8 protein-coding genes and 1 pseudogene are annotated in these 11,782 nt (G+C 69.4%); 3 read left to right on the top strand and 6 right to left on the bottom strand.

What is annotated here, in order from left to right; genetic code table 11:
• Nucleotide 1 precedes the first annotated feature (1 nt).
• The gene (locus ACFOWZ_RS03090) at nt 2–1,705 is read right to left on the bottom strand and encodes a WD40 repeat domain-containing protein (RefSeq protein ID WP_382368246.1); all 1,704 of its coding nucleotides are present in this window, start codon (nt 1,703–1,705) and stop codon (nt 2–4) included.
• Complete coding sequence (locus tag ACFOWZ_RS03095) at nt 1,702–2,160, bottom strand: TIR domain-containing protein (RefSeq protein WP_382368249.1); 459 nt, start codon at nt 2,158–2,160, stop codon at nt 1,702–1,704. Before ACFOWZ_RS03095 ends, ACFOWZ_RS03090 begins: the two co-directional genes overlap by 4 nt.
• A gap of 245 nt (nt 2,161–2,405) precedes the next feature.
• Between ACFOWZ_RS03095 and ACFOWZ_RS03100 the strand changes: the two genes are divergently transcribed.
• Both ACFOWZ_RS03100 and ACFOWZ_RS03105 read left to right on the top strand, forming a co-directional pair.
• On the top strand, nt 2,406–3,608 hold the full coding sequence (locus ACFOWZ_RS03100) for a hypothetical protein (RefSeq protein WP_382368252.1): 1,203 nt from the start codon (nt 2,406–2,408) through the stop codon (nt 3,606–3,608).
• 9 nt (nt 3,609–3,617) lie between these two features.
• Nucleotides 3,618–4,499 (top strand): glycosyltransferase, encoded by an 882-nt coding sequence (locus tag ACFOWZ_RS03105; protein ID WP_382368255.1) that lies wholly within the window; start codon nt 3,618–3,620, stop codon nt 4,497–4,499.
• Between the two features lie 42 nt (nt 4,500–4,541).
• On the opposite strand, the gene ACFOWZ_RS03110 is transcribed toward ACFOWZ_RS03105, so the two are convergent.
• The 3 genes from ACFOWZ_RS03110 to ACFOWZ_RS03120 form a co-directional block, all read right to left on the bottom strand.
• The gene (locus ACFOWZ_RS03110; protein WP_382368258.1) at nt 4,542–5,561 is read right to left on the bottom strand and encodes a PQQ-dependent sugar dehydrogenase; all 1,020 of its coding nucleotides are present in this window, start codon (nt 5,559–5,561) and stop codon (nt 4,542–4,544) included.
• Between the two features lie 122 nt (nt 5,562–5,683).
• Nucleotides 5,684–7,207 (bottom strand): non-reducing end alpha-L-arabinofuranosidase family hydrolase, encoded by a 1,524-nt coding sequence (locus tag ACFOWZ_RS03115; protein WP_382368261.1) that lies wholly within the window; start codon nt 7,205–7,207, stop codon nt 5,684–5,686.
• Nucleotides 7,208–7,550: 343 nt separating this feature from the next.
• Nucleotides 7,551–9,725, bottom strand: coding sequence for an autotransporter-associated beta strand repeat-containing protein (locus ACFOWZ_RS03120; RefSeq protein WP_382368264.1), 2,175 nt, complete (start codon nt 9,723–9,725; stop codon nt 7,551–7,553).
• Between the two features lie 740 nt (nt 9,726–10,465).
• On the opposite strand from ACFOWZ_RS03120, the pseudogene ACFOWZ_RS03125 reads away from it, so the two are divergent.
• Nucleotides 10,466–10,870 (top strand): annotated as a pseudogene (locus ACFOWZ_RS03125) (IS110 family transposase); the annotation flags it as partial.
• Between the two features lie 134 nt (nt 10,871–11,004).
• Here ACFOWZ_RS03125 and ACFOWZ_RS03130 read toward each other — a convergent pair.
• Nucleotides 11,005–11,782: HNH endonuclease signature motif containing protein (locus ACFOWZ_RS03130; protein WP_382368267.1), on the bottom strand; the 778-nt coding region annotated here is incomplete at its 5' end.

An 11,782-nucleotide genomic window follows, 5' to 3' on the forward strand; every position in this document is an offset into this window, starting at 1 on the left:
GTCAGGTCCTGCACGCGGCCGGCCGGTCGGCGGCGCCGATCAGCGCGGCCCACTCGGCATCCGAGAACGGCCTGCCGGCGATGCGGCACAACCGATCGCGCCACGACGCGACGGACGTGTCGAACACGGCGACCCGGCCGGAGTTGTCCCCTGCGGCCAACCGGCCACCGTCCGGTGCGAACCCGAGGGCGGTGACCGTGCCGAGGTTGGCCTGCAGCGTGCCGATCGGTTGCCGTGACGGCAGGTCGTACAGGGTGACGTCGGGTGTGTTGGCGAGGCCCGTCGCGAGGAACCGCCCGTCCGGACTGACCGCGATCGCCTCGATGCTCTTGTCGCTCACCACCAACGGTTCGGACCTGGTGCGCGCCACCGCGTCCCACATCAGCACCGTGCCGTCGCCACGGCCGATCGCAAGGGTCGCGGTGCCTGCCTGGAAGGCGACGACCGGGCTGTTCAGGCCGACGATGGCGCGGTCGACGCCTTCGATGGTCTCGATCTTGGTGGGTCCGGCGAGCTCCCAGACGTCGACACGGTCCGGGGAGCGGCCGACGGCGGCGAACCTCCCGTCCGCGCTGATCGCTGCGGACGTCACCTTCTCCGGGTCGCCGGCCAGGTCGCTGCTCGACCAGCCGTTGTCCCCGCGGCGCCAGAGCAGTGTCTTGCCCTTGGGATCGCCGGTGATCGCGGTGTCGCCCGAGGCCGCGACCACCGCCTGCGGGCCGACGTCGCCGATTCGTTCCTCGGTGCCGCCGTTGACGGGCTGGCGCACCAACGCGTTGTCCCGCAGGAAGAAGGCCTGGTCGGCGGTGAAGGCGGAGCCGACGATCTCGGTGACGCCGAGACGCAGACCGGCGGTGGTCAGGGACCGGGCCGTGCCGTCGCGCAGGTCGTGCAGCCGGGTCGTGCCCGAGCCCTCCGAGCTGAGCAGCCGGGTGCCGGTGATGTCGAAGCCCACCGACGACACGCGGCCGCGGCCGATGCGCAGCCGGGGTGCCTCGGCGAACGGTCCGTTGTCCATGTCGTCGTGGATGCTGATGTCACGCACGATCACCCGCCCGGTCTGGTCGACGCTGGCGGCGAGCTCGCCGGCCGCATCGACGGCGACGGCCGTGACGAGGCCGACGTGTCCCGGCACCGCGGTGACCCGGTACGACGAAGCGAAGTTCTCGGTCACCTCGTACAGGCCGACCCGGCCGCCCTCCTCACCGGCGACGATCTTGCTGCCGTCGCGGCTGAACCGCGCCGTGATCGTGGTCCCGCCCATCCGCGGCAGCTTCACCACGGCGCCGGTGGTGAGGTCCGTCAGCGCGAGGTGGCCGTCGGCGGCCCGGATGTCGGCCACGACGCGGCTCAAGTCCGGACTCACCGCGATGCCGCTGGTGTAACCGGAACCCAGCGGCACGGGCTCGCGCGCGGGCTCACCACCGGGCAGGCGGAACGTCGACAGCACGCGATCCGCGACGACGGCGACCCCGGTCCGGTCGGCGCTGAAGGTGACGACGGCCGGTTGTTCGGTCACCGCCGGCAATGTCGCGACGCGCGTGTGGTCCTGGCGCCAGATCGTCAGCACGTTGTCCTCGTCCGCCACCGCGACGAACTCACCGGACGGATCGAGGAACGGCACACCCTCGGCCGGGCGCCACTCCTCCGCCTTGTCGGTCCGGATGTTCCAGTTGGTCACCGACCCGGACGCGGCAGCGATCACCACCTCGTCGTCGGACGGCAGCGCGATCGCGCGGACGTCCGAACGTCCACCACGAGCGGTTCGACCGGGAACGCCTCGGCCAGCGTGGGCAACGCGGCGTCGGACACCTCCGGATCGAAGCGCCCGGTGTCGCGGTCCCACACCAGCGTGCCGTCGGCCAGCACCACGTACACGGGCCGCCGCGGCTCCTGTGCGAGGAAGTGCGTGATCTCGTCGCCCACGTACGCCGAGCGGCTCGCCGACGGCGAGGCGATGACGATCAGGTGCGCCGACGCGTCGAGCGCGGCCGCGATGTCCGGCCACAACTCCGGCGTCGCGGCGAGGTCCGTGTCGTCGCGGAAGATCCGCAGCGTCGACCTGCGCCGGCGTGGGGTGCCGAGCCTGCGCATCGCCGCCCGGATGGCGGCGGCGAGGTGTTTGTCCCTGTGCGAGTAGGAAAGGAAGGCGTCGTACACGTCTACTCCTCGCACGTGGGACAGACCTCGGACGTACCGAGATCATCGGGAGCACGATCGAGCCGTTAGCGCCGGACACTCGAACGGCGCAGCCTGGCCGCGGACGGCTCCCACGGGCCTCGTCGTGAATCCCCTGTTCAGCGGTGCCGAGCGCGGGCGCGGCGGGCATAGACATGACTCGTCCACGGCCACGGGGAGGTGCCGGTGGTGTTGCTCGTCGACGCGGCCCAGTCGGCCGGCACGTCGTGACGGTCCGCGTGGTGCTCGGCCTGCTCGCCATCGCCGCCGCGGTGGCCGTGGCGATGGTCTTGTGCTACTCGGCGCTCGTGACCTTCATGCGGGTGTGGCGGCGGGCGCAGGCAAAGGGGTACACCGGCCCTGTCACGCCCTTGATCCTCACGATGACCGTGTTCACCGTTCCGATCGGCGCCACATTCCTCGGCGCCGTGCTGATCCCTCCCAACGCCGGCGGGATCATCGGTATGGTGTTCGGCGTCGTGGCGGCGTTGGCGGGGCTTGCTCTGGCCGTGCACCTGGTGCCCGTACGGCCCATCAGGTCCGGCCGGCGACGGCGGCCGCGAACACCGTTCCGGGTGCTGGGCAACCTGGCGGTGGCGACACCACTGCTGCTGATGGCGGTGCTGCTGCTGAACGGAAGACCCGCGACGGCCGGTGCCCAGTTGATGCTGCCGATGGCGATGCTGTCGGCCCTGTGCCACTCCGCCGCGCGGCGAGCGGACCGCCTCGACGCGCTGCCACCGGTCGACCCGCGCCCGGCCGTGGTGTGGATCCGCGGATTCGGCAACGAACGCCGCCTGTTCGGCTTCCGGCGACGCGACAAGGAGGAGACCCGCGAGCGCCCGGAGCTCAGGAAGATCTTCAGCCGCCGCCCGGATCCGATGTCGTTCGACGAGTACTTCGCACCGGCGATCGCCGCGGAACTCGGCCGCGGCTACGGCCTGGGCAACCCACGCGACTACCTCCCGCCCGAAGGCATCGACCGCCACTACGCCAACGACGACTCGTGGCGCGAGCACTTCGCCGACCTGGTCGCGGAGGCCCGGTGCGTGGTCATGGCACCGGGTGACTGGCCGGAGCTGCGCTACGAGTTCCGAGTGATCAGGGAGCTGGGGGCGCACCGCAGGCTGTTCGTGTTCACACCCCCGGCGGGCAAGGCTCGCCAGATCCGCCGGGCCAACCGGCTCAAGGGGTTCCGGCACGAGGACTGGGACGACTTCGCGGCGGCGCTGGACGGTGAACCCGGTTACCTGCTCGGGCCGGATCCGGGGCCCGGGGCCGTGGTGACCTTCGAGGAAGACGGGCGCGCCGTGGTGCTGGCGCGTGGTGTCGAGGAGCCTGCCGGCTACGTGGCCGCTGTGCTTCGTCACCTCGTCGAGGTCGAGCACCCGGAAGGCACCGACCGGCGTTCCACAGTGGACGATCGTTAGCCTGGGCCCGTGAAGGTGACCGCTCTCGTCACGGCGTACCACCCGGACGACCGGCTCGCGGCCGTGGTCGAGTCCGCGCTGCTGACCTGCTCCGGCGTGATCGTCTCCGACAACACCCCGGCGACGTCGCCCTCGGTGGCCGAGAAGCTCGACGACCCGAGGGTCACCGTGCTGCGGACGGGCTTCAACCGCGGTCTGGCCGCGGCGTTGAACTCGGCGGCCGACGAGCTGCCCGCCGACACGGACGTGGTGCTGTTGCTGGACCAGGACTCCGTGCTGCCACCGGACCTCGTGCCCTCGCTCGCCGCCCACCTCGCCGACGCGTCGATCGGAGTGGTCGCACCGAATCCGTGGGACGCCGTGCACGGCGGGTCCTACGAGAAACTCGTGCGAGCGGCGGGACCGGCTCTCGTGAACCGGTACGGGGTCATGACCTCCGGGATGCTGGTGCGACGCGACTGTCTGCGGGCCGTCGGCCGGTTCCGCGAGGACTTCTTCGTCGACTGGGTCGACTTCGACTTCTGCCTGCGGGTGCGCGACAGCGGTTTCCGCGTCGTGCAGGACACCACGGTCCTGCTGCCGCATTCGTTGGGAGACCGGCGCGAGCACCGGATCGGTCCGTTGCGGACGCACGTGTTGCACTATCCGGTTTGGCGGCACTACTGGATTGCGCGCAACAGCACCGTTCTTGCGCGCGAGCGCCGCGCGAAGGACTGGCGCTGGTCGCTCGGCGCCGTGCGGTACCTGGCGCGGTGGACGGTCAAGACCGCGCTGTTCGAGCCGCAGCGCTGGAGTTGCCTCACGGCGTTGCTCGCCGGGGTCCGCGACGGGATGTCCGGCCGCGACCGGCAGACGTACGTTCCGACCGGCGCCCAGTACCCCGCTTCCTGACGGACCTCCGCCCCGGCGTCGAGGCGGAGGTCGTCACGCAGGTCAGCCCGTCGTGCTGACGACGCGGTCGTCACCGGGACGCGGGGTGGCGCGGCCGTCGCGGTTCGACGTCGAGAACCACAGCGTGCCGTCCGGAGACGAAGCCGCAGCCCGCACGCGGCCGTACACGCCCTGGAACAGCGCCTGCGGTTGGCCGACGGCACCATCTGCGGCGACCGGGATCTTCCACAGCCGCTGCCCGCGCAGCGCCGCCATGTACAGGTTGCCCTGGTGGAAAGCGAGGCCGCTGGGTGAGGCCGCCGCGGTGGACCAGGTCAACGCCGGATCGACGAACCTCGGATTGTTGCAGGCGCCTTCGCACGTCGGCCAGCCGTAGTTGCCACCGGGCTGGATGCGGTTGAGCTCGTCGAGGCGGTTCTGGCCCAGCTCGGCCGCGAACATCCGGCCTCCGCCGTCCCAGGCCAGGCCCTGCACGTTGCGGTGCCCCAGGCTGTAGACCAGGGACGCGGACGGGTTGCCCGGTGCGGGCGCGCCGGTCGTCGTCATGCGCAGCACCTTGCCGCCCAGCGAAGCGGGGTTCTGCGCGTTGGCGGTGTTGCCCGCGTCGCCGGTGCCCGCGTAGAGCAGACCGTCCGGCCCGAACGACAGCGCGCCACCGTTGTGGATCGACGTGCCGCGCGGGATGCCGGTCACGATCGGCACCGGTGTCTCACCGAGGCGGAACCTGGCGATGCGATTGTCCGAAGCGGACGTGTAGTAGACGAACACGTACCCGTCGGTGGCGTAGCTCGGTGACACGGCGATGCCGAGCAGGCCGCCCTCCCCCTGCGCCGAGACGCCGGGGATCTGGGCCACCTCGCGCGTGGTGCCGCCGCTGATCGACAGCACACGGGCGGTGCCGCGCTCGGTCACCAGCGCGGAGGAGTCCGGCAGGAACGCGATGTCCCACGGAACGGCCAGGTTCGTCGCCATGTCACGTTCGACGGCGGCGGCGGTGCCCGGTGTCAACGCCAGGCCCGTGACCACAGCCGTTGCGAGAAGCAGACTTTCACGAAATCCCATGCATGCCTCCTTGACCTCGTCGGGTCCCGTGGCGGCGGCAGCGCGAGAACTCGGTCCATGTAAGCACTGTGAGAGCGGGTCCAACACCCTCAAGCTGAGGATGCTGGACCCGTCTCAGGCGATCAGCGTTGCAGGGTCAGCAGACCCGGACGGTAGGGCAGCAGACCGTAGTCGCCACCGGAGCGGGGGTCCCGTCCCTGGTAGAGCAGCTGCAGGTTGCAGGGGTCGATGGTCTTGGTCTGGTCGGGGTTGCTGCGGATGATGTCACCGTGGCTGATGTCGTTGGTCCACGTGGCACCGCTGTTGGCCTTGCCCGCGAACGGGTTGCTCTCGGTGGCGGCCTGCGGGGTCCACGAACCGTTGAGGCTGCTGGACGTGAACGAGCGGAAGAAGCGCCCGTTGCGGCCCATGGCCTCGACGATCATGAGGTACTGGTTCTGCCCCTGGACCTTGTACACCTCGACGGCCTCGAACAGGTTGGCCTGCGTGTCGCTCATGATCGTGGTGTACGACGAGCCGAAGTTCCCGGGGAAGTTCCCGATCGGCATGCTGGCGCGGTAGATCTTGCCGTTGTCACCGGCGAAGAACAGGTACATGTTCTGGCTGTCGCCGATGAGCGTCTGGTCGATCGGACCAGTGCCGGAGTCGGGGAGGCTGCCGGTGAACAGCGTCTGCTGCGCCGACCACCCGTTGGCGTTGGTCGGGTCGGTCGACGTCCGGTAGCTGAACGCGGTGCCGCCCCACTGGTAGGTCAGCACCCAGATGTTCTTCGGTGCGAAGTAGAACAACGTGGGCGCGACGGTGCCGCTGTTCATCCCGTTCTGCGGGGCCGAGGCCATGTCGGACCAGTTCGTGAAGGTCCCGAAGTTCATCGAGCCCCACCGCGTGCCGGTGTCGTGCGTTGTCGCGTAGACCAGGTGCTTGCCGTTGTACATGACGTGGGTGAAGTCCTTGAGCGACACCCATCCCTGCTTCGGCTGCGCCAGCGGGCCGGTGGACGACCAGCGGTAGGTCGACGGCAGCGAGCACGTGCCAGGCGGGGTGGTCGTCGTCGTGGTGGGACCCGTCCCGCCGTCGACGCGCACGAGCTGCCACTGCTGGTTGGCGCCACCCCAGTCGTTGTACTGGACGACGTTGCCGCCGTCGGCGGTGGAGGCGCCCTGGACCTCGACGGCCTTGTTGCTGTTGCGGTTGATCAACCTGACGTGGCCGCCGTCGGAGTCGGCGAGGCGGAACTGCTGGTTGGTGCCGTTGTTGTCGCTCCACTGGACGATGCTGCCGCCGTCGGCGGTGGAGCGCTGGTAGACGTCGAGGACCTTGCTCGACAGCCGCGACTTCAGCCGGTAGTAGCCACCGCCGGAGTCGACGAACTGCCACTGCTGCTGGTTGCCGTCGTTGCGGGCCCACTGGGTGATGCGCGCGCCGTCGTTCGTGGCGGAGTTGTAGACGTCCAAGGCCTTGCCGCTGTTGCGGTTGACCAGCACGTACCAGGCGCTCGTGTCGACGGTCGCCGCCGACACGGGTGCCGCGCTGAACGCCGTCACCAGCCCGCCGAGCAGCACGGCGACGGCGGCGGCGAGACCCGCTGCACGACGTCTGCGACCTCGCGGCACCGAGACGGGCGGATGGTGGCCTGATCCGGACATGGGCGTGCTCCTCATCGTCGAGGTCGGGCAAATTCGCGGCACGGGCAACGTTCGAACGACCGCTTGCGCCGAGTGGTCTTCGCGCGCCCTTCTGAACGAAAAGCATTACCGCTTCAAACTGTGGAGGATCATCTCCGGACGGTCAAGACGCGACAAAGACTCACGGCCCGAATTGTCGAAAAAGCTAAAACTGCCGCGGATTCTTTAGCTCGGACGAGGGGCGAGGCCCATGGCCGGGACCAGCACAGACTCGCGCAATCGGCACTCGTGCGTCGCTAATTCCGATCACACTCGGCCGCACTGAAGCATTTCACCGTTCGACAACTCAGTCGAATTCGACGAATCAGTCGGCGACCCGCGCTCGTTCGCGCCGCGATCGCCTGAGGAACCACAGGACCGCGATCAGCAGCACAAGTGCGCCGGCCATCGCGAACCACCACCACCACGACCCGGAGCCGGACGTCGTCGCAGCCTGCGCAACGGTGTCGGTCCCGCTCGTGCCGGAACCGTCAGTCAGGACGACGTCGTTGCCGTCACCACCGCGGTAGGTGATCCGGAACGCGCCCACCGCGGCACCCTCTGGCAGGCCGTCGAAGGTGCCGTTCACCTGACCGGTGCCCTGGTTGTCGATGATCACGCCGGAGCCGTCCGCTTCCAGCGTGCCCGCGAGCGTCACCGCGCCGGTGACGTTCATCCGGCTCCCGGTCAGGCGCGCGCCGGGCCGTTGGGTGTAGGCACCGCGCACGGTCAGGCCGGCGGCTGCGACCGTTCCGGCGTTGTCGACGTCGCCTTCCACCGTGCCCGAGGCACGCAGCGGGGCAGCGGGTTCCACGGTGAGCTGTTTCGCCTGCACCAACCCGGTCAGGGTGAGCGTTTCGGCACCGGTCTTGGTGACGCTGCCGGCGGTCATGGTGCCGCCGAACGTCGTCGCGGTCGTGGCGTGGAGGGTCACGGCACCGGCGGCCTTCACCGTGCTGCCCTCGGCACCGGAGAGGTTGTTGAGCGTCTGGTCCCCGGCGAGGTCCAGTGTCGTGCCGGACACGGGCAGGTCGACGGCGGCGCTCGCGGCGAGGGTGCCGCCGGTGAGCGCGAGGGTGCCCGCCTTCACCGTGGTCTTGCCCTGGTAGGTGAGGTCGCCGGTCAGGGTGGTGGTGGCCGGGCCGGCCTGGGTCAGCGAACCCTTGCCGCTGATCCGGCCGAGCTGGAGGCCCTTGGCGGCGTTCTGGAGGATCAGCTCGCCGTTGTCGACGATCTTGCCGGTGCTCAGCAGTGCGCTGTCGCCCTGCGGACTGCCGTCGCCCAGCCGCAGCGACGCTCCCTCGCCGATCGTCGTGTTGCCGTCGTAGTTCTGCGGTGCGGTGAAGGTGACCGCGTTGCCGCGTGTCGCCGCGATGACGACGTCGCCTCGGCCCACCTCGGCCATCGTGTCGTGGTACTTGCCGCCGGAGATGGGCGCGTCGAGGGTGACCGGTCCGTTGTAGTCGAACGTCAGCACGCTGCGGGTGCCGTTCCGCTCGGCGTGCATGTTGATGTAGACGGTGTTCTCGTTGCCCGGCAGGAAGAAGCGGTTGTGCGTGCCGTCGCCCCACGTCACCGTGGCGCCCTCGATGTTGATGCCGCGCTTGTTGTCGCGGTGCGGCACGGTCGTGAAGTTGCGGGAGGGGTCGCTGAGCGCGGGATCGGTGTCCGACCCGTTGTCGGACCAGCTGTACACGCCCGACATCCGCACGACGCCGGAGCCCCAGGTGTGGAAGTTGATGTCGTTGCCGTAGTACTGCGAGTAGATGTCGGCGGCATCGGTGACGACCTCGGCGTCCGGGGCGTTGTGAATGAACGAGCCCTGGTTCACGACCTTGCGCACCTTCGCCATGGAGGTGAGGTAGTGCAGGCTGCCGTAGTCCGCGCCGGTGCCGACGTAGAGCGTGCCCGTGAACGGGTGCGTGCCCGGCAGGTCGATGCCGGGCCACGTGCCCCTGCGTTGCTTGACGAGGCCCGAGCCGCTGATGACGCCGAGGTTCAGCCGGCTGTGCACTGCGAGGTCCAGGGTGCCGTCGACCTGGTGGTTGAGCGTGTTCAGCGACACCTCGGGCGCACGGGTGTAGTGCGCGATGACGCCGTCGCCGCCTGATCCGCTGCCGTACTGGAGGGTCGCCCCGCGCTGCACGACCACGGCGGGCGGGTCGGGGTTCTCAATCGTGGTCACCGGGTGGTTGCCGCCGACGGTGCGGATCTTCTGCCGCTGGCGGTCCTTCGGCAGGGTGAAGTCGCTGTTCTTCACCAGTACCAGGGTGCCGGTTCCACCGACGGTGAAGACCCCTTCGCCGGAGATCACGCCCGTGTAGGTGGTGACGCCACCGGGGAGGCGCACGACGGTGTCGCCGCTCAGAATGATGTTCTTGTTGGCGCGCACGTCGGCGGTGACGTCCCTGCCGCCGGGTTGTGCGACCGCGCCCGGTGCGCTGAGGGCCGCGAGGAGGAGCGCGATCACCGCCGCCGAACCACCAGGCTGTGCACGCACGAGTTCTCCATGATGTTAGCGATCACATTTTGGGCGCGCCAAGTGTTCGTGGCCGATGCACCGGTGTCAACCGGACGGTCTCAGCCGGACGCTGAACTCGCCCCTGCCACCCGGTTCGCCGTCGCGGAGGCCGACCACAGTGGACAGAGGGTTTCACCGGGCCCGACCTCGGCGGCCGGACTGCCCGCGACGAGCCGGGTGGAGGCGCTCTTTTGCTGGTCTTGGTCGCCCCTGTGTTGGTGGCCGCTTTGGGTCGTATGACGAGCTTTGGTTGCGTCATCGCCGCTTCGCGACGATTGCGATTGGGGCTTGACTTCGGGGCCCTTGCGAGGCGCTGTGTCGGGCGGAAAAGGTCGGATGCTCCGCACCCGCCCGACCCGAAAAGGCTAGCACCTCGCTCCCAAAGCCAAGCCCCAATCGCAAGCGTGCGTGGTCGCGTTTGTTGTTCGGCTTCCGCCATTACCGCTTGCCCGATGACGCATTGCCCTGTCCGGCTCGGCTAATGAGTGCTGAGCCGGTCGTCTGGCAGGCTCGACCTGTGGCCGTTGGTGGGTGAGCACTCTGGCTCGGTGGAGTTGTGGAGTCCTTGGCGAAGACTGTGCCCTCACCAGTGGTGGGAGAACGTGATCGCTGCTGGGATGTCGTGCCCGTCGAGTGTGGCGTGAGCACTGTTCATCAGCTTGCGACGAGTTCTCCCCGGGCTGCTGACATTCGCGGTAGCGGGATGGGAGAACAGGGTGTTGTTGCTTGTCGGTGATGACTGGGCCGAGGATCACCACGATGTCGAGTGGATGGACGCCAGTGGGCGCCGGTTGGCGAAGGCGCGGTTGCCGGAGGGGGTGGCCGGGATGGCGCGGTTGCATGCGTTGATCGCCGAGCACACTGGTGACGCCGATCCGGATGATGTCGAGGTGCGGGTCGGGATCGAGACCGATCGTGGCCCCTGGGTGGAGACGTTGGTCGCGGCGGGGTACTCGGTGTTCGCGATCAATCCGATGTCGGTGTCGCGGTTCCGGGACCGGCATCGGGTGTCGGGGGCGAAGAGTGATCCGGCGGACGCGCATGTGCTGGCCGATGTGGTCCGCACCGAGGCACACCAGCTGCGGCAGGTCGCCGGTGACACCGCGCAGGTCGAGGCGATCAAGCGGCCGGTACCCCACGCAGCCGTCGGTAAGTCGGCGTTGGCGGCTCGCGGTGGCGTTGTCCGGCCCGGACGTCGTCGCACGCGAGGCACCTGGCCGTGACCGGGGCGGCCTTCATCGGCACCGCTTGGCCGTGGTCAGGCGGTGTTGATCAGGTTGCGTCTGGGCGTTCGCTGGGGATCGAGCCAGGCTGGCGGGTAGAAGGTCGGGATGCCGTTGATCATCCGGACTTCCCACTTGCTCTGGTGGATCAGCGTGTGGTGCGCACGGCACAGCAGCACCGCGTTGTCGACCGAGGTGTCCCCGCCGTCGGCCCAGTGGCGGACGTGGTGGCCGTCGCAGTGCCGGGGCGGTCTGTCACACCCAGGGAAGGCACAGCCACGATCCCTGAGAACCAGGGCCCGGCGGATCCGGGCCGGGAAGCTACGAGTCTTGCGGCCGATGTCCAGCGGCTGACCCTCACCGCCCAGCACCGCCGGGATGATGCCCGCGTCGCAAGCCACCCGGCGGAGCTGATCGGCGGGGAGGTGCTCGCCGGTGTCCAGCATCGCCTGCCCGATCTGCTTGACCAGGTCCTCGTAGCGCATCGTCACCGTCATCGTGACCGGCTCACCGCCGTGCTCGGGCAGCTGGTCGGCGCGCAGCATCAACTCGATCAGCTCGGCCAGGGCGTCGCCTTCGCGCTGCGAGCGGGTGCGCGGGTCCGGGCCTTCGCCGGTGTCCGGGCGGGGCTTGGCCAAGGGATCGAGCAGTGCCTCGTACTTGGCGCCGGTGACCTTGTCCAGCTTCGCCCGGATCTCCAGCCGCCCGTTCTTCCACTGCATCAAGTGCTCGTTCGCAGGCGGCGGTGTCGGGTCGGGGTCGCGGGGCTCGGGGTCGTCCTGGTAGAGGGAGTAGGCGAGTTTCCCGCCCAGG

This window comes from Lentzea rhizosphaerae, assembly GCF_042649515.1.
Taxonomy (GTDB): domain Bacteria; phylum Actinomycetota; class Actinomycetes; order Mycobacteriales; family Pseudonocardiaceae; genus Lentzea; species Lentzea aerocolonigenes.